Raw genomic sequence first — 24133 nt, forward strand, 5'->3', positions numbered from 1 at the left:
ACGGGTGCCGCCATGACTCATATTATTGACAGACGTTTAAATGGAAAAAATAAAAGTACGGTAAACCGACAGCGTTTTTTAAGGCGTTACAAAAAGCATATCAAACGTGCAGTAGCAGATGCTGTCAACAAGCGCAGTATTACTGATATCGAAAGCGGTAGTCAGATTACCATTCCTAATAAAGATCTGTCAGAGCCAAACTTTCAACATGGTCGTGGTGGTTTTAACAATATTGTTCACCCTGGTAATAAAGAGTTTGTAAAGGGTGACAAGATTAGACGTCCAGAAGCTGGAGCAGGTCAGGGTCCTGGGAGTGGTAAAGCCAGTAACCAAGGTGAAGGCATGGATGAATTCACCTTTCAGATCAATCATGAAGAGTTTCTTGAGTATATGTTCGAAGACCTCGAGCTTCCGAATTTAGTCAAGAAGCAGTTAAAAGAGACGATTGCATACAAATTCAGACTGGCAGGTTTTTCAAGTAAAGGCACGCCTGAAAAATTAAACATTATTCGTTCTTTGCGTAGTGCTCATGCTAGACGAATTGCACTTAGTGGCTCTGAACGCAGAGAAATCAGGCAGTTAAAACGTGAACTCAGAGAAATGGAAGTCAGTCCGGAAGAAGCAGATCAAGAGCGAGTTGAGTTTTTAAGGGAGCGAATTAAAGAACTCAATGCAAAGCTGAAGCGTTTGCCTTTTATTGATGAGTTTGACTTGAAGTATAATAACTTTATTAAAACACCTGTTCCTAGCACAAAAGCGGTTATGTTTTGTGTAATGGATGTTTCTGGCTCAATGACTCAAGAAATAAAAGATATCGCTAAGCGCTTTTTTATTTTGTTGTATTTGTTCTTGTGTAGAACCTATAAAGAGATTGAAGTAGTTTTTATCCGACATCATACATCAGCAAAAGAAGTTGATGAAAATGACTTTTTTTATTCAAGGGAAACTGGTGGGACGATTGTTTCCAGTGCGCTTGAATTGTCAAGAGATATCATTCGGGAGCGCTATTCTCCTGCTCAGTGGAATATTTATATAGCCCAGGCATCTGATGGTGATAATTGGGAGGGTGACTCAAGTATATGCAGTAATATTCTCGTTAATGGAATTATGCCTTTAGTGCAGTATTTCGCTTATGTAGAAATAACTGATAGACACCATCAAAACTTATGGCGAGAGTATGAAGCAGTTTATGAAGCCTTTCACGAAACGTTTGCTATGCAGCAAATTAAGACGGTCAGTGATATTTATCCTGTCTTCCGTCGATTATTTGAAAGGAAGGAAGCATGAAAAAAAAGCAGCCTATTTCTACAGGGTCAGAATGGACGTTTGAACAAATTGAGCTGTATGACAAAGAAATTGGCAGGGTTGCTGAGCATTATGGTTTAGACACTTACCCAAACCAAATTGAGATCATTAGCTCTGAGCAAATGATGGATGCTTATGCTTCTACAGGTATGCCTCTGATGTACTCTCACTGGTCTTTTGGTAAACATTTCTTACATACACTACAAAACTACCAGCGTGGGCACATGGGGTTGGCTTATGAAATAGTTATAAATTCAAGTCCATGTATTGCCTACCTGATGGAAGAAAATACTATGACGATGCAAGCGTTAGTAATTGCTCACGCTTGTTATGGTCATAATTCATTTTTCAAGGGAAATTATTTATTTAAAACCTGGACGGATGCGACATCAATTGTCGATTATCTGCTCTTTGCTAAAAATTATATTGCACAGTGTGAGGAAAAATACGGTATAGATGCGGTAGAAGACTTATTAGATTCATGCCATGCATTGATGAATTATGGTGTTAACCGTTATAAAAGACCCGCACCTATATCCACTGAAGAAGAAAAAGCACGACAAATTGAGCGGGAAGAATATCGTCAAAGACAAATTAATGAGCTATGGAATACTATCCCAAAAAATTTAGATAAAGATAAAAGCATAGAAGAAAAGAAATTCCCTGAAGATCCTGAAGAAAATATTTTATACTTTTTTGAAAAGAATGCACCTTTGCTGGAAACCTGGCAACGGGAAATGATTCGTATTGTTCGTAAAGTAGCCCAGTACTTTTATCCACAGCGTCAAACACAAGTTATGAATGAAGGATGGGCCTGCTTTTGGCACTATACTTTGCTCAACCATCTGTACGATGAAGGTCTCGTAACAGATGGTTTTATCATGGAGATGTTGCACTCACACTCAAATGTTGTCTTCCAGCCAGCGTTTGATGATCCTCGTTATAGTGGTATTAACCCATATACACTGGGTTTTCATATGATGATGGATATTAAGCGTATTTGCGAAAACCCAACCAAAGAAGATAAACGCTGGTTTCCTGATATTGCCGGATCAAACTGGTTAGAGACTTTGAAGTTTGCCATGGAGAATTTCAAAGACGAAAGCTTTATTCTGCAATTTTTATCACCAAAAATTATGCGTGATTTGAAGCTATTTGCCATTACTGATGATGAAAACCTGCCTTACCTTGAAGTTTCAGCTATTCATGATGATGAGGGTTATCGCTTGGTTCGTGAAGCTATGGCATCACAGTATAATATTGGTAATCGCGAGCCCAATATCCAAGTTTATAATGTAAATGTAAGAGGAGACCGTTCTCTAACATTAAGGCATTATCAGCACCATCATCGTCCTTTGGGCAAAACAACGGCGGAAATGCTGAAGCATGTACATAACTTGTGGGGGTTTGATGTTCATTTAGAATCCATTCGAGATGATAAAGTCCATAGTAGCTTCCATTGCCCCCCAAAAGAGGTTGAAGAAGAGCGCAGTTTAATAGAGCTTACCTAGCTTTTTACTCAACATCGGGCATCCAGTAAGTTGGTTGGGTCGATATAAGTTAGTTGAGTCGATAGAGGCTGCTTGTAATGTGAGTGTTGTGTACAAAGTGGCCTATTTAGGTACTAGTTTTGATAAAACTACTTCAAGAGAGTGCTCTCCTCCTCATTTACACTTGATTGTCGACCATAGTCGAGCATAAGCTGTTGCTTTGTGACAAACTATGTAATTAGTGGTCTATGTTTTTAGTACCTTTCTTTTTTAGTTATACCCGAAGTGAAGGGTATACACCCAGTGATTGCTGAATTTTGAACAGCTATGGGTGGGAAACGTGTTGGGTATTTTGACCATGTTTGGGGAATCAATGTTATGAAACTGAGTTATGCCATCTATACTGCTGTCATTACAGTGTTGTTGGCAGGTTGTCAGACTGGCACTCAAGTAAAGCCTAAAGATAATGCTGAGACAGCAACAAACCAGCCTGAGGCTGTAGACCAGGTACAAGATATTTGGAGTTATGATCGAACGCACATTGTTAAATGGACCCTATGGAGTTATGACAGCGAGATTGATCTAACCACAATATCGAAACTTGAAGAGCAAAGTATTCAAGATGCCTTTAATAGCTTCAAGGATGGTGAATACCGACAATGGAAAAATGAGAGCCAGGGAACCATGGGATTTACTGCTGGGAGCAAATACCAAAATAGTGAAGGACTTAACTGTCGTAATTACAGCATCACTGTTGAAACGATAGGTGATACTGGCCAGGTTCAGCAGTTACAGCGACCAGCTATTGCTTGTTTTAATGAGGGTGCGTGGGAATTTGATCGTTCAATATTATAAGTCTGAGAAACTGATACTGATCAGCTTCAATGTTTAGTGAAGTTGATCACTTTATTAAGTTAAAGAATATTTCTGATAAGCTTTAACTAATTTATTGATAATTTTTAGAAAATAGTGTTAATTTACAATTAGTTAGAAACTGGACTGGTTGGTTAGATTGGCGAGAAGAAGAAAAAAGACTAGACCTGCCAGGGAATTGTAGTTATAGTTCGCGAATATAAAAAAACAGCCCTGACCGATTTGGAGGGGATCAGGGCAATGAAAGTGTACCAATTAGGAGTCAAGCGAGTAACTTAACTGGGTATAAGTATAGATAATCAAGTCAAACAACAAATTCGTACATGTACCCAATTGTTTGTGGAAACTACCTATCGCACGTAAATAATGATTAAAATCCCTTTCTTTTGGTGGCCTTGAGGCCATTTACACTTCTAAGAAATCTACGAGTTTTCATTGTAGACCTCATATATCTTTTCTAGTTTAGGTATAATTTCCCACCTGAATAAAAGAATTATTTCCAGCAGGTTTCAGCAAAAAGAATATGTTATGAAAAAGACCCGTGTTTTAACTGGTATTACGACCTCAGGGACACCACATTTGGGTAATTATGTGGGAGCGATTCGTCCTGCAATAGAAGATAGCCGTAAAGAAAATGTAGAGTCATTTTTCTTCTTAGCGGACTATCACTCGATTATTAAAACCCGAGATCCCATCAGAGTTCATCAGTCTACTCGTGAAATTGCAGCTACTTGGCTGGCACTGGGTCTAGATGTTGATCGCGTTACTTTTTACCGGCAGTCTGACATCCCAGAAATCACTGAGTTGTGCTGGATCTTGAACTGCATGACAGCAAAGGGTCTGATGAACAGAGCGCATGCCTATAAAGCCGCTGTTCAACAAAACATCGATGATGAAGAAGCTGATCCTGATAAAGGAATCACAATGGGGTTATTCTCTTATCCTGTACTGATGGCGGCGGATATTTTGATGTTCAATGCGCACAAAGTACCTGTTGGTAGAGACCAGATTCAGCATTTGGAAATGGCACGGGATATTGCCGCACGTATGAACCATCATTATAAGGTGAAGTTTGCCTTGCCTGAGGCCGTTGTCGATGAAAATACGGCTGTATTAAATGGGCTGGATGGACGAAAAATGAGTAAGAGTTACGATAATGTGATTCCTCTTTTCGCTCCAGAGAAAAAGTTGCGTAAGCTCATAATGAAAATTAAAACGAACTGTCTGGAGCCTGGTGAACCAAAAGACCCAGACACCTGTACACTGTTTCAGATTTTTTCTGCATTTGCGGCACCCAGTGAAATTGAAGAAAAGCGGCAGCAGTATTATAACGGTTCTGGATGGGGTGAGTTAAAACAAGCGTTATTTGAATACCTCAATGAACAATTACAAGGGCCAAGAGAGCGCTATGATGCACTTATGGAAGACCCTCAGTATGTAGAAACAATACTAAAAGCTGGTGCAGAAAAAGCACGAGCTGAAGCGAAGCCGTTTTTACAAAAAATTCGTCATGGTATTGGTATTAGACCCATAGAATAAAAGTCTGATTGATAGTTAAATTAAAAAGGCTGCTACTGGCAGCCTTTTTTATGGTTAAACAAAAGCTAAATTAGTTGATATTCCGAGTGGATTTTTTGAATAGCCAAGGTAGCTCAGTATATTTATGCACATGTGAAATAGGGCGTTTAGTTAAACCATGTCCAGAGGTTTCCTTGCTAACACCATATACAACCCACTCACAATGATCATGGAAAAACTCTAATGTCGCATAACCATGATCATTCGCATTAAAAGTTTTAATATGTGGATTATTGATACGTACTGCACCTTCGCTAAACAAACGAAGTAATTCTGGTTTTTTAACTTTATACTTAAGATGTTGCTCTATACCATCTAAAAATGTTGTCGATGTGACAGATGGTGTCATGAACTCAACACCTACGAGATTATTATCTAATCCCGTATTAAGCGATTTTTCATAATCAACTTTTAAATATGAAGATATATTACAGTGTAAGTCTCCTGTGAGTACAACGAAATTATCAACATTATAATTTCGAATAAACTCTGCTAATTGTCGGCGCTCATATTGAAAACCATCCCATGAATCAACTGTAAGTAAAGCTAGCTCCTGCCCAAGTAGTGTTGCTGCCAGTCGCCCCATATAAGTCTGGTTACCCAAAACATTCCACACTGTTTTAGAACTGCTCAAATTATTAAATAGCCATTCTTTTTGTTGATACCCCAACATAGAGTTTTCAGCATCATATTGATCTGTGCAGCCAATTGGAAAGTAGCGTTCAAATACACGACGATCACCACACGGTGGGGCTGTTCGATAGGTGCGTGTATCCAGCATGTTTATAGTGACTAAGTCCCCGAATGTAAAATGACGATAAATACGTAAAAACTGGTGAGGATGTGTTTTATCATAAGTCAAAGCAGCGCGTGTCGGGGTATATTCAAACCAGGCTTGTTGTGCTGACAGCTTGAGTGACCGTAATAAATCCTCATTATTTCCAAACTCACTGTCTTTGGTATATGGGTGGTCTGGTGCACCTAGTGTATCTCGGGCATAATCCCAATAACAATCATTAGCGGTTTCATGGTCATCTGTAGTCATTATCCAAGTGTGGCTTTCTAAGCAGGTGGTAAGATATTCATCTTGCCTATATCGACGATAAATATGTCGATAATCATCTAAATTAGACGCATAGCCAGACTCACTAGGTAACTTTATTTTTCTATCATCGTATTTATTTGCTTGAAAACTTTTATCGCCTGTACTTTCATAAACAAAGTCACCTAGGTGTACAACAAAATCAATTGAACTATCTTTTGCAATAAAGTCATAAACACCATAGTAACCATTGGTAAAATCCTGGCAAGTTAAAACCGCTATTTTAAGACTTTTTAGCGTGCTATGGTTTGAAGAAGTTGTTCTACAGCGCCCAATTTTACTTGACGTATTTTTATAAATAAAACGATAGTAGTACGTTAGATTTGGTTCAAGCTGGCCATCTAAATCAATTTTTACAGTATAATCTAATAAAGAACTTAATTGTTCAGGGTGGACTTCACCTTGCAAATAGAGTGACTCGCAACGATTGTCTAGGCAAACTTGAAAAATTAAAGGCTCATATTCACTATACTTTACAGGATTAACCCTTGTCCAAAGAATGACCCCACTATCCGTTGGGTCACCCGAGGCAACTGACTGAGGAAATATTTCATTTGCGCTATCAATATTTATTAAACTATTATCTGGCAGTGGATAATCATTGTTATTAGAAACTAAGTTTGGCTGTAAGGTTTTTGCTTGAGTGGAACTAATTATATAAGGTGAAGCTAATCCAGCACTCATTAGGCCTATAAACTTTCGACGGTTTAGGGCTGACATACTTTTTCCTTTATTATTGTCATTTTGCTTGGTGACCGAAAAGGAAAGTAGCAGCTAAATGTTAATGTTTCTTTAAATAAATATGATTCTTATGTATGGACTTGCTGCCAAATAAATTGCAATTTGCTTTCAGTAAAAGACTAATTTGTTCGTATATTATGTATTGGTAATAAAAGTAGGCTGATAAAGGGTATATTTACGATAAATTTTTGCCAACTGTTTTTCTAAGTCGTTGTAGTGATACTGAAAAGAAAACTATTCCAATAGCAATAATAGTAAGTAAGGGCTGCCAAACAATCGCTAAATCTGCTTGACGAAATAGTACGGCACTACTGAGTTCAACAAAGTGAGTAGATGGAAATATTTTCATAAGGTACTGAATGGCAGATGGCATGTTGTCTAAAGGCGTTATTCCTCCTGATAAAACATTCATCACTACGACTATAGGCAGAAAAAGTAGTCCAAGCTGTGGCATTGAATTAGCTACTGTACCTAAGAAGATACCAAGTGAAGTTACTGCAAATAAGTAACTGCATGTGCCAATAATAAATAATCCTATTTCTCCTCGAACAGGAATTGCTAATGCTTCGCCAATAACTAGCTTTAAAGAAAGCAATGATGCCAAAACTATGACTAGCCCATTCGACCAAATTTTAGCGAGCATTATTTCTGCAGGCGTTAAAGGCATTACTAATAAATGTTCAATTGTTCCATGCTCTCGTTCTCTAATTAAAGCTGCACCTGTCAGAACTATAGCAAGCATACCAATAACATTAATATACTGATTTACTGCCATGAACCAGCTGCTGTATAGGTTTTCATTGAATCTAATTCTAATATTTAAGTTAATAAGAGGATTTGCTGAATCTTCTTGATTAAAGAACTGCGTAACTTCGTTGGTTATTATATTTTGAATATAATCTAAACCAATAACAGCCTGACTCATAGCGGTTGCATCAATATAAACTTGTACACTTTCTTCAAGCCCATGGGCTAGCTTTTGTGAAAATTTGCTTGGAATAAGCAAAACAAAGGTATAAATACCTTGATTCATCGTTTTATCAATATCATTAAACGTAATGAAATGTGGGTTTTGAAAGTATGGAGGAAGAAGTGAAGAAATTATTTGACGTGATAATGGTGAATTATCTTCATCTACAACTGCAACAGCTGCATTTCGCATTTCCAAACCAGTCTCTTTTGCAGGGACATAAATAAAAACAGTAAATGCAAATGTCATCAGAAAAAGCATGACTTTATCTTGACGTAGGCTGGCTATTTCTTTTAAACCCAGCCAAAAAACAGATTGCAGAAACTTCATATTACCGTTCCTGTTTGGGTAAAAAGAGTACGCTAAGTAGCGTAAAGGTGACAAAGAAACCAATAACTGCTGCAAAATTTAGTTTGAGGTCAGCCCAAGAAGTAGCTTTTGTAAAAATACCTACAGTGATATCTAGGTAATAAGCGGCAGGGAAATAGGTTGACATAATTGAAGCCCCACCAGAAAGAGATGCAACAGGACTAATTAAACCAGAAAAATTAATAGATGGAATGATGGTAATAATTAAAGTACCGAATAAAGCAGCCACTTGAGTTGTGGTGAAGGTTGAAATCAGTAATCCCAAAGCAGTGGTTGCTATAACATACAAACAAGAACCAACAAATAATAGCGAAAAGCTACCTTTGATTGGAACCCCAAAAAATAACCAAGTTACAAGAAAAAGCGACATGAAATTAATAATAGACAATGCAATATAAGGTAGCTGTTTACCCCATAAAAACTCAAGGTGGGTGGTTGGGGTTGCATAATAATTGGTGATAGAACCTAACTCTTTTTCTCGCACGACGGCAACAGCCATAAGCATGGCTGGGATAAACGTTAGTAGGGTAGCCATAACTCCAGGCACAATAGCATAGATGCTTTCAATGCTCTGATTATAGCGAAAGCGCGGTTCAATTTTTAACTGTTGAGGCGTTGCATGAGCGTTGGTTTTGGCTAACTGCTGTAGATGGTTTTGATGAACACCTTGTACATAACCACGAATAGTTTCGGCCCGAAAAGGCATTGCCCCATCAATCCATATTCCTACTTCAGGAGATTCTCCTTTTAGCATTTGCCGTCCGAATTGAGGTGGAACTTCAATGACTAGCTCGACTTCGCCCCTGACAAGGGCAAGTTCAGCTCGTTGGTCGTTGCTTATCACAAGCTGCTGTTGAAAATACTTAGAGCCTTCAAATGCTTCTAGGTAGTGGCGACTATATTGGGTTTGATCGCGATCGAGTACAGCGTATTTCATGTGTTTCACATCCATAGAAATGCCATACCCCATAACTATCAATAAAAAGATAGGACCCAATAACGCAAATAAAAAACGTATGGGATCACGTTGGATTTCCATCGCTTCGCGCTGTGCATAAGCCCATAAACGTTGCCAGGATAGTGAACGAGTTTTAATGGGGTTTTTTGGGGATGCAATGGCTTTTTGGGGCGGCTGTACTGTTGAGTCTTGGTTTTTTTGAAGCTCTTCAGTCTGCTTGCTTTCTTGTAGGTATCGAATAAATGCAGCTTCTAAATTCGTCGCTTGCTTTTCACTGATAAGCACTTCAGCTGTACCTGCAGCTAAAACTTTTCCGGCGTGCATCAGCGAAATTCTGTCACAACGTTCAGCCTCATTCATAAAATGGGTGGAAATAAAAATAGTTACGTTCTCATTGCGGGAAAGCTCCACCAGTAATTGCCAAAACTGGTCCCTGGCGATTGGGTCTACACCTGAAGTAGGTTCGTCCAGAATCAGAATTTTAGGACGATGAATAATAGCTACAGCTAATGACAAACGTTGTTTAATACCAAGCGGTAAGTCTGCAGTTTGCTCATCAGCTACATTTGTTAATGACATACGAGAGAGTAATTCATTAATCCGATGATTTGCTTCGGTACTTGGCAGCTGAAACAGACGAGCATGTAATAAAAGATTTTGTTTCACTGTAAGTTCTTGGTAAAGTGAAAAGCTTTGCGACATAAAGCCAATATTTTTACGATGAGAAAGACTTCTGCTATTCATAGGTTCACCAAATAATGTTGCTTTACCTTCAGTTGGAGGTAATAAACCCGTTAGCATTTTCATCGTAGTGGTTTTTCCACAACCATTGGAGCCTAAAAAACCAAATATCTCACCTTGGTAAATTTGGAAGTTAACCTGATCAACCGCAGTAAAGTCACCAAAGCGCTTTGTTAACTGTGCAGCCTCAATAGCAACTGGTTTACTATTTTGCTGATAAGGTGGAATGATTAAATTAGCTTGTGGTGTGCATTCAGGCTGTAGTGCCTTAAAGGCTTCATCAAGGCTTGTTGTTTGTGTTTGCTCACAAAGTACTTTAGGGCTTCCTGTGGCTAAAAGTCTTCCTCCATAAAGAGCTGCAAGCCAGTCATAGCGCTCTGCTTCTTCCATGTAAGCAGTAGCGACCAAAATGGTCATATCTGGGGTGCGAGACTTTATACGCGTAATCAACTCCCAGAATTGCATACGTGATAATGGATCAACACCCGTCGTGGGTTCATCCAAAATCAGTAAATCAGGATCATGAATCAGTGCACAGCAAAGCCCAAGTTTTTGTTTCATGCCCCCAGATAATTTACCTGCAGGTCGTTTGGCAAAGGGTGCTAAACCAGTAGCTAACAACAACTCTTCTATATGTTGTTTACATTGCTGTTGGTTTTGACCAAAAAGCTGGCTAAAAAACCGTAAGTTTTCATAAACTGACAATGTTGCATAAAGGTTTTTACCAAGCCCTTGCGGCATATAAGCTATACGATGGCACAACTGATTTCTGACAGCACTTAGCTGGATGTTTTGAGAAAATAAATGAACTTCACCATGTTGTATTTTTTTTACCCCAGCGACCAAACCTAATAATGTAGACTTACCAACTCCATCAGGTCCTATTAGGCCAGCGATGGTTCCTTTAGTAATGCTGAGTGTAATATTGGATAGGGCTATCTGTTGCTTATAATAATGAGTGACTTGATCAACAATTACGACTTCACTTGGCCTATTCATGAGAATGCCTTTATTGCATCGTGATAAACAGCAGCGCTAAATCGTACTTATTACAGAAATTACATTTATACCCTTCGCGAATCGATTTAATGCGCGCTAATCATATTGTCCTAGCACTTTTAAGACAGTTGTGGTTGCTATCGCTAGCCTTAACAGAGCTGGCTAGTCTCTCTAAAATCCTTCGTTGTGGGTATATAAATGATCACTTTATAAAGCTGTGCTTAAAGAATATCAGACCACTCTGCTTCAGGATTAAGCTTTATGTAAGCCATACCAGGCATGCCAGGTTTAATTAAATCAATATGGTCTTGTAAAAACGCGTTGTTTACACTGACTTTTACTCTAAAACGTAACTTACTGCGTTCTTCTCGGGTTTCTACAACCTTAGGTGTAAATTGCGCAAGAGGAGAGATAAAACTGACTTCAGCAGGAATGGGTAACTCAGGTACAGCATCCAGAATAATCCGTGTACTACTTCCCATGGAAATTTTACCTGCATCCATCTCACTTAAAAAGATGGTCATATAAACATCTGAAAGATCAATTATAGTTAAAATTTTACTACCACTAGCCACAATTTCGCCTGGCTCAGCAATGCGATAAAGTACTCTGCCTGATATGGGTGAAGTAATGCTACTGTCTTCTAAATCGGCCTTAAGACGTTCTACAGATGCTTGGGCTGCCTGTATTGAAGCCTCCGCTACCTCAACCATAGCTTCTGCTGCGGCACAGGCAGCTTGTGTCGTTTCCACTTTCAATTGTGCAGTATCTAAATCATCTTCAGAGGCAAAATTTCTTTGGATTAAGTCTTGTGTACGCTGTAGCTGTTTTTTTGCGTATTTACACTCGCTGTTTCGTTCTTCAACAATAGCCATTGCCCGTTGACGTTCGACTTTGGCTTTTAATACTTGTGACTCTGCTTGCTTAAGTTGAGCCTCAAGTGTTTTGGTGTCCATTTTAACAACCAGTTGGCTTTTTATAACCTGATCACCTTCCTTGACGGTAACCTGTTCTATGCGTCCTGGAAGCTTGCTGGCAATGTGAACATCATTAGCTTCCAAGCGACCATTTCCAATTGCAAAGTAGACAGGGGCACTTGCATAGTAGAACGTGTAATAGATGGCGCTTAGCACTGCAGCCAGTACTAACAAGCCAAAAATCCAATATAAAACAGGTGATTTTTTGGTCGTATTCATCAACTTGACCACCTAATAGTCCGTTATAGCACTCTAACGATTATATGATTTACTCTGTATATCTATTATTGATGTTAATCTTGTATAGAGCTTATTAATACCAAACAAGTCGTCTATATACTACTACCTGGAGCAACAAGTATGGAAGAAAAGCAACCTGAAAAAGTAATTACTGCCTGGTTTGGAGAGTTAGACTCTGAAGGTAATGTGTCTGTCGAAATACGTAACAAATGGTTTAATGCGACAGCTGATCATGATAGTGAGTTACGTATTACATTTGAATCATGGGTTTTTGCTGCTGAGAATGGCGCTCTCAAGCATTGGGAGGAAAGCGCAGAAGGACGGCTAGCGCTAATCATTTTGTTAGACCAGATTCCAAGGAATATTTACCGATCAACAGCCTGTGCCTATAAATATGATGCAGCAGCGCTACATCATGCTAAACAAGCTTTACTGAAAGGGCAGCACAAACAGCTCCCGTACTTAATGCGTATATTCTGTTATATGCCTTTTGAACACGCTGAATGTCTTTTAGAGCAAGAACAAGCAGTAAGGTTATTTAAAGAAGTAACAAGTGAAGTTGAAGCTTCATCACCACTTTACTCTCAACTGTATGCTTTTTATGACTATGCAGTTCAACATCAGAAAATCATAAGGCAGTTTGGTCGTTTTCCTCATCGAAATAGAACATTGGGACGTATCTCCACTCCAGAAGAAACAATATACTTAGAGGAGAAAGGTACAAATTTTGGACAATAATTCTATAGAATTCTCAGTTACACCTATATTGGATAAATATCAATGACATCTAATGTTAAGTTAATAAAATAGTGATTTTCAAGATGATATATACCAACTAAAGTGTGGTTAGCATAGAAATTAAGCAGTTGTATACATTTAAACTAGTGGTAAGGAGATAAAGCAAAATTATGATATATATCAGGCTAGCTGTTTATGTCAGTTAAAAGCCAGCAACTGAATAGTATAGTGAGTAGAATAAATTGCATTTGGTTGCTTTGCTTGCTAATTATTTATGCTGGGTTAATAAGTGCTAAAGAAAGGAAAAGTCACGTTGTTGTTTATTCTGTTACGAGTTTTAGCAATGAGGTAAGTAAAGCGTTTAGAAAAGCTACAGGAATTAAAGCACATATATATAGAATGAATGGTAGTGGAGCAACGTTAGCAAGATTAGAAGGTGAGCGTGATCAACCGAAGGGCGATGTCTGGATAGGCGGGAGCATTGGTGCACATGCACAAGCTGCTTATGAAGGGTTGATTCAGCCTTATCGTCCAACTAATTTTGATGAACTTGATCCAACATTTCGTAATCCACTTGGTAATAACAGCGTAACAGGGCTTTATACTGGAGTGCTAGGATTTATTGTCAATAATGATATTTTAAAAGCAAATAATCTTCCTGTGCCTCATAGTTGGCAGTCATTAGTAGAAAGTAAGTACCATGGTCTTATAGGCATGAAAAGCCCCATGGTCTCAGGAACAGCCTACACGACAGTAGCGACACTTGTTCAAATGATGGGAGAAGAAGCTGCATTTAATTATCTCGATAAACTTCATAATAATCTTGCAGGATATTTAAATTCGCACTCACGACTCACTTCTCAAGGACGCTTAGCAATCACAATAACATTTCTACATGAATGGGTTGAAGAAAAAAATAGATTTCCTGAAAAAAATATAGATATTATTGTACCTGAGGAAGGAACAGGACATGAAATAGGTGGGCTTAGCTTAATCAAAAATGGACCGAATCCAGCAGCAGCCAAAAAACTAATAGACTTTATTCTCTCTGAGAAAGGACAAAGGCTGTTTATTCAGTCAAACTACCAAAATCCTGTCCTGGTAAAAATGCAGAGATTATCGAGAGCACCAAAAGTTAATAGAAGTCAGTTAATTGATTATGATTTCACCTGGGCAGGACAAAATCGGCATAGGCTGATTGAGCTTTATAAAAAAAGAGTATTAAAAAACTGAGTTATTCACTTTATATTCATAAGTTTTATAAATATGTTGCGTCGATTATTTAATAACTTAAGTTTAAAAAATAAGCTTACTTTTACCTACTTGGTAATTAGTATAGTACCATTTGTTACTATTTCATTTTTAATGTTGAGCTATTTTACAAAAAATCTAGAGCAACAAGCATTTAATCAACTATCTTCTTTGAGGGATATCAAGAAATCAAACTTGGATGAATACTTTAAGCAAGTTCATGACCAAATACAATATCTTGTAGGTAATGTAGATAGTAAGTTCGCTAATACAAGTAATACTTATATACTGAAGTACCTATCAAGCTTTAAAGAAGATATAAAACCTTTAGCAAAAACGGATAAGGGTGCTTTGACAATTCTACAAAAATTATTTGTGGTAGGAACAGAAGCTGAAAAAACTAATATAAATGCTAACAGGGATTACTATGATTATAGTCATGAAGAGATACATCCTTTTTTAAAAAAAATTATTGATCAGTTTAGTTTTGATAACTTATACTTGGTTACCAATAACGGAGATATTGTTTACTCTGTTATTAAAGAAAAAAGCTTTGGTCAAAATTTAGTGAACGGAGATTATGCTAACACGGGACTAGGAAAAGCGTTCAAGGTTGCTGAACAGGCAGCAAGCAAAAATAATATAATATTCACAAGTTTTGATAAAATTGATTATAAAATATCGTCATTTATTTCTGTTCCGCTTTATGAATATGGTAAATTTCAGGGCGTAATTATTTTTCAGATACCTTTTGCAAAAATTGATAAAGTTATGTCAACTAGAGCTGGATTAGGCAGTACTGGCGAAACTTATCTTGTTGGTTCCGATCATTTCATGCGATCAAATGGTTACAGAGCTCCTGATAGATATTCAATTGAAGCTACATTTAAAAAAACAAGTACTTCTTCAATATCAACACTGGCTGTCAATGAAGCACTTGATGGCAAAGCAAATATCTTAGTGACAACATCCTATCTGGGTGATGAAGTATTGAGTGCTTATACGCCGATTACAGTGTTTAACGAACGTTGGGCACTTATTGCTGAAGTCACAACGCAAGAAGCATTTGCAACGATTACAGAATTACAAAAACTAGCTATTATAATCGCAATTATCGTAATTGGATTGATTATATTAATTGGGTATTTGACTGCGAGTACAATTGCGAGACCTATTCTTGCTCTGACAAATATCGCAGAAAAAATTGCAGGTGGGAATTTATCTCAAGCTATCAATATCCACAGGAATGATGAAATTGGCAGGTTGGCGAATAGTTTTGGTACTATGCGAAAGGCAATCGCTGATAAAATACATAAGATTGAGCAGCAAAATATCGACCTGAAAAAGCTTGATGAGTTTAAAAATGACTTGCTTGCCAATACAACCCATGAGCTAAAAACACCTTTAAATGGTATTATTGGTCTGGCGGAATCACTAGTGGGTCGTGTTCCTGATCGATATACTAAAACTTTAACTAATATCATTAATAGTGGTCGGAGATTATCGAATTTAGTTAATGATATCCTCGATGCGGCTAAACTCAAACAAAAGCAAATTCGATTAAAAAAACAATCACTGAATCTTCGCCAAATTGTTGACTTAGATATTTCTATTTCTGCTTCGTTAATCAATAAAAAACCAGTCGTATTGGTAAATTTAGTACCCAATGATATTTGTGTGCATGCAGATCAATATCGCTTACAGCAAATATTTCAAAATCTAATTGGTAATGCGATTAAATTTACTGATGTAGGAGAGATTCAGATTCTTGCTAAAGTTAAAGAAAATAATGTAGAAGTGATAGTCAGTGACTCTGGAATTGGCATCAATCCAGAAGATCAAGCACGTATTTTTGATGCATTTAAACAAACAGATTCAGGTGCTAATCGTAGTTATGGTGGTACTGGTTTAGGTTTGTCTATAACCAAACAGCTTGTAGAGCTTCATGGTGGAAGTATTAAAGTAGAATCTATACTTTCAAAAGGCACACGTTTTATTTTTACTCTTCCTGTCAGTGATGAGTTACCATCAGTAGATAATGAGTTGTTACAATATTCTGCATCAGCTCTAGAGATACCTGTTGAGTTTAGTGACATACTAGAAGCACCACAAATAACAGAAGGTCAAGTTAAAGATTTTGTAATTTTAGCTGTGGATGATGAACCAATTAATTTAGATATTATTTTAAATCATTTAAATGAGAGTAACATCAAAGTTATTACTGCCTATTCTGGTGAAGATGCTTTAAATTATATTAACAAAAATAAACCAGACCTTATTTTATTAGATATTATGATGCCTGAAATGGATGGCTATGAAGTTTGTAAAATATTACGTGAAGAGTTTACAAGCTATGATTTACCGATTGTCTTTTTGACGGCCCGTAATCAGTTGAGGGATCTAGTGCATGGTTTTAATGTAGGTGGTAATGACTACTTAACTAAACCATTCTTTAAAGATGAGCTATTGGCTAGGGTTAAAATTCAGTTAGAGTTACTCATTCATCGTAAGCGTATGAGTCAGCTGCATCAATTTTCAAATAATATTTGTGAGTTTAAATCTCATGAAGAAATGATTTTAGCAACTTATGAGTTACTGGCTAATGATCCCTTAATAGATGCTGCAGCTACATTTTTTGAAGGAAAAACAATCAGTCATAGCGAATCAGCTGATAAACTACTTAATAGTTACCCTTCATTCCTGGAAAAAGATAACGAATTGATTGAGACTCATAATAAATCAGTAGCAATGTTTGTGAAAATATCTAGTTACTATACATTGGCAGCATCTTTTCCAAAATCTTCGTCAGAGGAGTGGGTACGTAACATAGTGCTACAGACCCAGAGAAGCGTTGAGCAAATACGCCGAATAAGCGCAAACCCAGACAATGCGCTTATTCAAAGTCATATTACGCCAATATTGCAAAGTATTCTCTTTATCAAGGTTGAAAAAAACTACTGTATTGTTGTTAAGTTAGTTAATGATAGTATTAAGGAAGAAATTATCCGTATTCCACTTAAGAAAATTTTATTTTTTATTGAAAGTGAATACTTATTTCAGGTTCACCGTTCCTATGTGGTTAACCCTTTTAGAGTACAGTCAGTAAGTAGCAGCCAGTTGATCATCTATCTGGAATATGATCAGCAAGTGCCACTGGCAAAAAAGTATTTATCTGAACTTAAGAAGCACTATCCTGAAAAATTTAAAGGTGCTCTGGTTGTCTAGTAGCATATGGTAAGAAAACACTTAGCCCCCTTAGTTAGCAAGTAACTAAGAGGGCTCATGAAAGGCAGATTCAACTATTTTATAGTACTTAATTGAGTCATTTAAAACTCATTATTACTCCAATCGCCTTTGGTTCCAATGTTAGTTGGACCACCTTGATTCTCTTTATAAAATTTAGAGAACAACGCTGCACCAATTGAAGCTGCAGGAGATCCACCTATGAAAGGTCCAAAGAAGTCTCTTGCTACTTTTTCAGCCTGTTCAATAGTCATATGAACATCTTTGACAGGTCCCCATCTAAACTCCATTTCAGCCCAATTAGTAGGTGTATAGTTTACAATATGGTATTTACCATCTTCATATGTATTAAAGCGGTTACCTTTGGCGGTATAGTTTTTAAGGTCTACATCTAGGTGTCCAACACAGTGGCCGAAGATTTCCTGGATACACTTGTGTAGTACTCTATGATCATTATCACTTTGCGAAGCATAGCTGGCATGGCCATTTTTTGAAGAATAAATAACGACATGGCTACCATCCCACTCAAGTTGATTTGGTGCTCTTTGTTCACCATAGCTATGCTGAGATAGGTATACGGAGGTTAGCGACTTATTGCTATTATCAAAACGAAGTGTTACGTGCTCCCAATCACCAGTATGCTCGCCAAATGGTTTTAATTCACCAGTATGGTTATAGATTTCTCCAAATCTCACTTTGGCAGTGCCTGGTCCATTGTATGCGTAAAAGTACCAGAATTGAATGTCGGTATAACCTGGTATGGTATCTTTGATGTGCACAATGGCTTTAGCGGCATTTAAGTCTCCGGGTCTTGATGCATCGCCATTAGCCGGCTCTAACCAGATGTTATCTTTAACATTGCTATTAATGTTACCTGCTGCTTTTATGTAGTCATAGTTGGCTTTAAAGGTATCAGTTGAAGTCTTTATTTTATTACCTTTAGAGTTAACCAGATATGCTTGATTGATGTATCTAAAAGGAGAGTCCAGCTTATACCTTTCATCTGGGTGCAGGTATAAAATCGGTCCATGTTTTTTAATCAAATTTGTTACTTCAGCCTGTGATAATTTTGCTGCTAATATTGAAGCCTTTTTAAGTACGTAAAATAATGGACTGCTGCCAGGTGCAGAGTGACTATTATTACCTACAAATGAATTAACACTGATGCCATTTGCATCATTAGCCACAATTTTCCAGGAGCCAAAGTCATCATCTGCCCCCGTATCACTATCATCCCAAATCCAACCACCTAGCTTACCTGAAACGACAAGATCACTTTTAACACAGCGTACTTCATCTAGAGAAGGCTGACCATGGTGTCGACTAACAACGGTACCTAAGCATTTGTAGCCATTGGGTGGATTTGGTTGCCAAAAAGAGCCGTCCCAATCTGCCCCTGAACCAGAGTCTTTCCATATTCTAGAATAGCTGACGGGTCTCTCTAACAAGCCTGGCTTCAACGCTTTAACGACAACAGATGCTTCAGTAGGATGACCATATCCGCCATGTCCATAATGACCTAGCCGGTAATAACCAGCCGGTGGTTTAGGGCTGTAATAGCTGCCATCATGATCCCCCCCAGAGCCTTTGTCCCACCATACTAAGTCATATTCGTTGACGTACTTTATTTCTAAGGAGTTAGCTGTTGGGTCATTATTGGCGTAACCTGTGGCTGCTGCACTAATACAGGCGACAAGAGCAGTAAACGTAAGTATTTTGTTCATAAAATTTATCCCTATTTTATGAGGTCCGATAATTAAACTGAAAATGAAGCTTACTATAGAAAAACGTTATTATCGCTTTTCGATATGTTTACCACTCTATCCTGCGGACTAGGGTAAATCTAATAGTTTGGGATTAAGTCATTGGTTTTGGGATAAAACAAAAGCTTGCTGGGATAACGAATGAGTCTACTGGGATAAGACTGGCAGGGTATCGTTATCACAGTCAGCAAATTATCTCGACTCAAATGGTCCAAACACTGCAGTTACTTTCCGTTCAATTGTTGAATCATCTAATAGAATAACTTGGTATTTTGTTCCTGCTTCATAGACTCTAACAACAATATGTCCTTGGGTTGAACTGTAAGCTTTGCTTACTTTAGAACCAATGACATTCTTCGTTGCGGCTAACAAGTTGTTTGCAAAAATATAACGCTTTCCAGGATAAAGTGATGTTGATGAGATACGGCTTAATACTTCATCGCTGGGGTGATCAGATGACCAGCTTTGCTGAATCCAGACTTTAGGGCGAATAGTCCGAACAAAGAAGGTACTTTGAGAGTCACTATTACCATGATGATTGAGCGTAGCAACATCGACGGGACCGATAACTGGAGCTACTTTGGCTTCTTCACTGGAAAAGTTAGGAGAGCCGTAGTCATCATTACCTGAAATATCACCTCCAGTATAATAGTCAAACTGCCCATAACTTATACGAATGCCTATACTTAGATTGTTTTCTCCTGGTATTTTTCCATCATCAAACAGTGAAAATGTTGTATTGTTCCATCCTGTCCATGCTTTTCCATTACCATGAATATTAGTCACTGAGAATTCAGGGTATTTATTAGGGTGATTTTTCAGCTTGATTTGCTGTTTTGAGCCGACATCAATACTTTGTATCTGCATACCTTGTTTCTTATGACAAGCAATAAAATGCCAATAAGCTTCCATGGTTTTCATAAAAGATTGATCATCAAGGTCTTGAGAATAATACATTTTGTTCTTATAGGCTTCAGATAGCATAGGTTCTGGTAATGAATAACCAGGATAGGCTCTATCAATCAAAGTAACTATGGGAATAGACTCAGCAATTTCTGTTATACCAGTAACCTGAAAGTCACCAAGCTTTGACTGCTTAGAGGTTTCATCAATTTCACCCATATGATCTTCGTGAAAATGTGTGATCAAAGCATAATCTAAGTTGGCTGTCTCCTTTTTTGGATGAAACTGACGTATGTAGTCAATAATCCACTCTCCAGCTGTCTTTGAATCATCTGGTACAAGCGTTGCGTTTCTTGCTGTTAAGGTTCGAGGTCGAGACTCAGAGATATCCCCTGCATCAATTAATAATGTCGTACTGTCAGGAAAAACAATAAACGCTGCATCGCCACGCCCTGTATTAATATGATGAATATCTAAATACCCTGATTGCCATTTTGGTAAATCTTTACCTACTAAGTTTGAATTTACGGTTTTAGCTATTATGGCGGGTGAAAAAATAGCCAGAATGCTGCTGATAATATAAAGAAAATTACGTGCACAAGTCATTTTAAAATACTTCTTATCCCTAGCAAGGGCTCTGTTATCCCAAATAGGTTATTATGGGGGAAAATAATATTATTTCTCCCATTTTTTTGTGTATTAATTATTTCTTATTCAAAAAAGACTAAAATAAAACTAAAGATTAATTTGGTAAACAGAGGTAGTACCGCTTACTTCATTACCAACGGCAAGAAAATGTTGCCCATTGCGCTGGAAGTATTCTATTGATTCTGGACCAAGATCTCCGGCTTTAGGGTTATAAATGCCGTTATCGCATTCGCCATCATCAACTTTTGTACAAACACTTTCTTGGTAGTTACGATTATTAACATAAGTAATAAATTTGGCCATTGCAGGGTTAGAAATATCGTAAATCATGATGCCTCCTTGCCGTTCTAAACCAATAAATGCGTAGTGGCGACCATTAATATAAGCGACTTCAATAGCTTCGGGTTCGACACCTTTATCATCACTACGGTCATCACCGCTATCATTGTTGTCATTAGTGCTATTAAAGTGCTGTTTTTCGCTGGTTAGAACAATTTTTGCGAAGTCATCTCCACTATCATAAACAAGCTGACCATGTTCATCCCAAATGGAAAAAGAACGAGCACCAAATAATTCTATTGGTTTGCTTGCAGGAATTTTTTTATTGGATTTAACAAGCTTGAGTCGGCTGAGTTTTTTCTTATCTTTAAGTGCTTTGGCTAAAGGGTGGTCTTTCGCGATATTCAGTTCTTTGCCACGTATTTCATCAGAGTGAGCAATACAAAAACCTTCTTTAGTGGTGTAATCATCTGTGCCATTGAAATCCTCACTATCCCAGGAATAGCTTAATTGATCACATACGTGTTGAGTGGTGGTAAAACCATACTCTCGTCCATCACCTTCATTGGCTGTTACAATGTATGTTTTGCCATTAACCGTATAACTGGCAATACTGTCAGGCATATATAGGCTTTCAAGCTGTGGGTAATATTTAAGATGGCCTGCGACATTATCTTTATTAGATGCATCTAACCCATAGGATGCCCATGATTTACGACCCAAACCTAAAATAGCATCGATCTGAGCTGATTCTACATCAATTTTAGCCAGTGCATTATTTTCTTGTAATGAAACGAAAAGCTTTCCGTTATCAGTAAATGTTAAATACTCTGGTTCAAGGTCTTGAGCAACAGAAGCATTGGGGCCAGAAATACGAACAGTGTTTGGTAGCTCATGATTACGAGAGTTAGCTTTATTAAATGCTTTAAAGTTAATTTGTTTTATTTCCGCATTCAGTGGTCCATGGATTAAATCGACTAGCGTAATACTCCCTTCTGGATCTACTTGATAGTTTGAGCTTGGTTCCCCTTCATTGGCAGTAGCAATATAGCGACCATCTTTTGAAAAACTGACCATATCAGGCAGTGCACCAGCAGGAAATGTATTAATCAATGCTAGAGTATCTGAGCGATATAAACCTATAATGCCATGTGCCTGTTTATTTGCATTTTCAATAGCAACAGCAATCAGCCCTTGATGCGTTGCAACGCTATTTGCAGCACCAATTTTAATGCCAGCATGCTTACCTGCTGATTGTAGATTTATCACGCCTGTAGAATAAGGCTTGCCTTGATCATTTAAGCTTATGATATCTACTTGCTCGGCTTGGGCATTGACTACATAAAGTTTATCTGTACAGCTATCATAGCTGACAATCTCTGCTGCTGAGGTGGCAAAATCAGCATCAGCGATTGATGTTCCTATTAACGTTAAACCACTAACAGGTGCTTTGCTTTGTGCTGAAGGTTGAGATGTACGACAGTCAATTTCTAGTTTTTTGATGGGTTGTGAGTCATTTGAAGCGCATGAACTAATATATGTAGTTGTTAAACATATTGCTAGTATGGACTGTAGTTGTGTTTTCACAAAAGCGGTTTCCTTGTAACGAAGGTGATAAAAGAATAATGCTATTTTGTAATTAAATTGTTACATGTTGACGATAATTTGTTGGTGTTATTTTCTTTTTTACTTGTTTGCTTTGATCAAGTAATTAGTTGTAATCATTTTTGTTGCTTTAATTCGTTTACAATAACTATGTAAATGGTAAAAAAGTAATGATTTCCATTTTAGCTTAATGAGGCTGTAAATGTATTTGTGCTATTACAATAAAAGTGGCTACATAGGTGTTGAATGAATAAACTATAAAATAATATACATCTTGATACTCTTTATATCTTGTTTGTAAATGTGCCTATAATGTAGTTTGGTCATGGATGCGATAATATAATTTGCGTCTGCAAACTTAGTATTAAATTTATTTTTATAATAAGAATAATAACTACAGCCTTTGAATTATAGCTCATCGTTTACAAAGGAACCTTTTAAATGAGGATTAAAGCTGCATCGTATATTCCTGTTGCAATAAGTGTGTTGTTAGTGACAATGACGCATGCGGATGACTTTAATAAGCTTGATCAAGCAGTTCCTGCTAATAATATTATAAACACTCAAGAGCCTGTTTTTGACTTTGATACCGATGGTTGCCTTCCTGCAGCAGGTATAAGTCGAGATGGACGAAAAAACCCAGGTTTAAAAAATTCGGGTGGACTAGCCGAAGGTTGTGATGACAATAATTTTCTAAATACTTCAAATACACTTCATCGATATGCTTGCACCACTTCAGGCAAGGATCAGTTTTGTGGTCATTTTTACGCATTATATTTTGAAAAAGATCAGGTAGCCGCGTGGATAGATGTTTTTGGTCATCGTCATGATTGGGAGCATGTCGCTATTTGGACGACCAACGGTAAAATCACCCATGCAAGTTACAGTGCACATGGAAAATTATATACAAAGCCAGCTTCAAACGCACCTTTTGAAGGGACTCATGTGAAGTTTGTTTATCATAAAGATGGTATTTCTACACATGCAATGCGTTTTGCAAAGTCGAATGAAATTGCTGAAAACCCTTATGGTCAATTTGTGACACCCACTATAGTGAGTTGGTACGAATTGGTGGGGGATGGTATTGTTAATCGAGAAATGCGCAATAAATTAAATAGCTTTGATTATGGAAAAGCGACCATTCCTTTAAAAGATAGTAACTTCAGAACAAGGTTAAATGATAATCGACCTGATGGGTATCCACTTTTCTCAGAACAGGATATTGAAGCGTCTAATCCAAATCATAAAGGATAACCTTTTAATATATTAATACCCTAAAATTTGCGGCAGCCTTTTAGCTAACCCCTCCCCAACCCTCCCCTTGTAAGGGGAGGGGGCAGGTCGTGCAAGCAGCAGACAA

General features: G+C 37.6%; 15 protein-coding genes. 8 read left to right on the forward strand and 7 right to left on the reverse strand.

The window, feature by feature from the left end; all coding sequences use genetic code 11:
- Positions 1-12: 12 nt before the first annotated feature.
- The 4 genes from KHS79_RS14295 to KHS79_RS14310 all read left to right on the forward strand — a co-directional run bounded on the left by KHS79_RS14295 (position 13) and on the right by KHS79_RS14310 (position 5207).
- Complete coding sequence (locus KHS79_RS14295; protein WP_027707365.1) at positions 13-1287, forward strand: YeaH/YhbH family protein; 1275 nt, start codon at positions 13-15, stop codon at positions 1285-1287.
- Complete coding sequence (locus tag KHS79_RS14300) at positions 1284-2816, forward strand: SpoVR family protein (RefSeq protein ID WP_027707364.1); 1533 nt, start codon at positions 1284-1286, stop codon at positions 2814-2816. The genes KHS79_RS14295 and KHS79_RS14300 overlap by 4 nt, the downstream gene beginning before the upstream one ends.
- Positions 2817-3173: 357 nt before the next feature.
- A complete protein-coding gene (locus tag KHS79_RS14305; protein WP_212719877.1) occupies positions 3174-3650 on the forward strand; it encodes a hypothetical protein in 477 nt (158 codons plus the stop codon).
- A 546-nt stretch (positions 3651-4196) separates the two neighbouring features.
- Positions 4197-5207, forward strand: coding sequence for a tryptophan--tRNA ligase (locus KHS79_RS14310; RefSeq protein WP_212719879.1), 1011 nt, complete (start codon positions 4197-4199; stop codon positions 5205-5207).
- A 70-nt stretch (positions 5208-5277) separates the two neighbouring features.
- On the opposite strand, the gene KHS79_RS14315 is transcribed toward KHS79_RS14310, so the two are convergent.
- From KHS79_RS14315 to KHS79_RS14330, 4 genes are all read right to left on the reverse strand, one after another.
- On the reverse strand, positions 5278-7068 hold the full coding sequence (locus tag KHS79_RS14315; RefSeq protein WP_212719882.1) for an alkaline phosphatase D family protein: 1791 nt from the start codon (positions 7066-7068) through the stop codon (positions 5278-5280).
- Positions 7069-7264: 196 nt separating this feature from the next.
- Complete coding sequence (locus tag KHS79_RS14320) at positions 7265-8389, reverse strand: ABC transporter permease (protein WP_212719884.1); 1125 nt, start codon at positions 8387-8389, stop codon at positions 7265-7267.
- Between the two features lies 1 nt (position 8390).
- The gene (gene rbbA, locus KHS79_RS14325; protein WP_212719886.1) at positions 8391-11126 is read right to left on the reverse strand and encodes a ribosome-associated ATPase/putative transporter RbbA; all 2736 of its coding nucleotides are present in this window, start codon (positions 11124-11126) and stop codon (positions 8391-8393) included.
- 221 nt (positions 11127-11347) lie between these two features.
- Positions 11348-12322, reverse strand: a complete 975-nt coding sequence (locus KHS79_RS14330) for an HlyD family secretion protein (RefSeq protein WP_212719888.1) — start codon at positions 12320-12322, stop codon at positions 11348-11350.
- A gap of 141 nt (positions 12323-12463) precedes the next feature.
- Between KHS79_RS14330 and KHS79_RS14335 the strand changes: the two genes are divergently transcribed.
- The 3 genes from KHS79_RS14335 (at position 12464) to KHS79_RS14345 (ending at position 17557) form a co-directional block, all read left to right on the forward strand.
- A complete protein-coding gene (locus KHS79_RS14335; RefSeq protein ID WP_212719890.1) occupies positions 12464-13081 on the forward strand; it encodes a DUF924 family protein in 618 nt (205 codons plus the stop codon).
- Positions 13082-13276: 195 nt separating this feature from the next.
- Positions 13277-14314 (forward strand): ABC transporter substrate-binding protein, encoded by a 1038-nt coding sequence (locus tag KHS79_RS14340; RefSeq protein WP_212719892.1) that lies wholly within the window; start codon positions 13277-13279, stop codon positions 14312-14314.
- Between the two features lie 33 nt (positions 14315-14347).
- Complete coding sequence (locus KHS79_RS14345) at positions 14348-17557, forward strand: ATP-binding protein (protein WP_212719893.1); 3210 nt, start codon at positions 14348-14350, stop codon at positions 17555-17557.
- A 101-nt stretch (positions 17558-17658) separates the two neighbouring features.
- On the opposite strand, the gene KHS79_RS14350 is transcribed toward KHS79_RS14345, so the two are convergent.
- The 3 genes from KHS79_RS14350 to KHS79_RS14360 all read right to left on the reverse strand — a co-directional run bounded on the left by KHS79_RS14350 (position 17659) and on the right by KHS79_RS14360 (position 22755).
- Positions 17659-19299, reverse strand: coding sequence for a Vps62-related protein (locus KHS79_RS14350; RefSeq protein WP_212719894.1), 1641 nt, complete (start codon positions 19297-19299; stop codon positions 17659-17661).
- A 231-nt stretch (positions 19300-19530) separates the two neighbouring features.
- Positions 19531-20847 (reverse strand): ComEC/Rec2 family competence protein, encoded by a 1317-nt coding sequence (locus tag KHS79_RS14355; protein WP_212719895.1) that lies wholly within the window; start codon positions 20845-20847, stop codon positions 19531-19533.
- Positions 20848-20976: 129 nt separating this feature from the next.
- Entirely contained in the window at positions 20977-22755 is a 1779-nt protein-coding gene (locus KHS79_RS14360; RefSeq protein WP_212719896.1) for a choice-of-anchor I family protein, read from the reverse strand.
- A gap of 459 nt (positions 22756-23214) precedes the next feature.
- Between KHS79_RS14360 and KHS79_RS14365 the strand changes: the two genes are divergently transcribed.
- Positions 23215-24027, forward strand: coding sequence for an NPP1 family protein (locus KHS79_RS14365; protein ID WP_212719897.1), 813 nt, complete (start codon positions 23215-23217; stop codon positions 24025-24027).
- The last annotated feature ends 106 nt before the right edge of the window (positions 24028-24133 follow it).

It is taken from the genome of Zooshikella ganghwensis (assembly GCF_018263875.1).
Lineage (GTDB): Bacteria > Pseudomonadota > Gammaproteobacteria > Pseudomonadales > Zooshikellaceae > Zooshikella > Zooshikella ganghwensis.

Coding starts and splice junctions, on each gene's coding strand:
- KHS79_RS14350 (WP_212719894.1), bottom strand. CDS start 19,299: ATGAACAAAATACTTACGTTTACTGCTCTTGTCGCCTGTATTAGTGCA.
- KHS79_RS14365 (WP_212719897.1), top strand. CDS start 23,215: ATGAGGATTAAAGCTGCATCGTATATTCCTGTTGCAATAAGTGTGTTG.
- KHS79_RS14335 (WP_212719890.1), top strand. CDS start 12,464: ATGGAAGAAAAGCAACCTGAAAAAGTAATTACTGCCTGGTTTGGAGAG.
- KHS79_RS14345 (WP_212719893.1), top strand. CDS start 14,348: ATGTTGCGTCGATTATTTAATAACTTAAGTTTAAAAAATAAGCTTACT.
- KHS79_RS14300 (WP_027707364.1), top strand. CDS start 1,284: ATGAAAAAAAAGCAGCCTATTTCTACAGGGTCAGAATGGACGTTTGAA.
- KHS79_RS14355 (WP_212719895.1), bottom strand. CDS start 20,847: ATGACTTGTGCACGTAATTTTCTTTATATTATCAGCAGCATTCTGGCT.
- KHS79_RS14295 (WP_027707365.1), top strand. CDS start 13: ATGACTCATATTATTGACAGACGTTTAAATGGAAAAAATAAAAGTACG.
- KHS79_RS14340 (WP_212719892.1), top strand. CDS start 13,277: ATGTCAGTTAAAAGCCAGCAACTGAATAGTATAGTGAGTAGAATAAAT.
- KHS79_RS14320 (WP_212719884.1), bottom strand. CDS start 8,389: ATGAAGTTTCTGCAATCTGTTTTTTGGCTGGGTTTAAAAGAAATAGCC.
- KHS79_RS14310 (WP_212719879.1), top strand. CDS start 4,197: ATGAAAAAGACCCGTGTTTTAACTGGTATTACGACCTCAGGGACACCA.
- KHS79_RS14315 (WP_212719882.1), bottom strand. CDS start 7,068: ATGTCAGCCCTAAACCGTCGAAAGTTTATAGGCCTAATGAGTGCTGGA.
- KHS79_RS14330 (WP_212719888.1), bottom strand. CDS start 12,322: ATGAATACGACCAAAAAATCACCTGTTTTATATTGGATTTTTGGCTTG.
- rbbA (WP_212719886.1), bottom strand. CDS start 11,126: ATGAATAGGCCAAGTGAAGTCGTAATTGTTGATCAAGTCACTCATTAT.
- KHS79_RS14305 (WP_212719877.1), top strand. CDS start 3,174: ATGAAACTGAGTTATGCCATCTATACTGCTGTCATTACAGTGTTGTTG.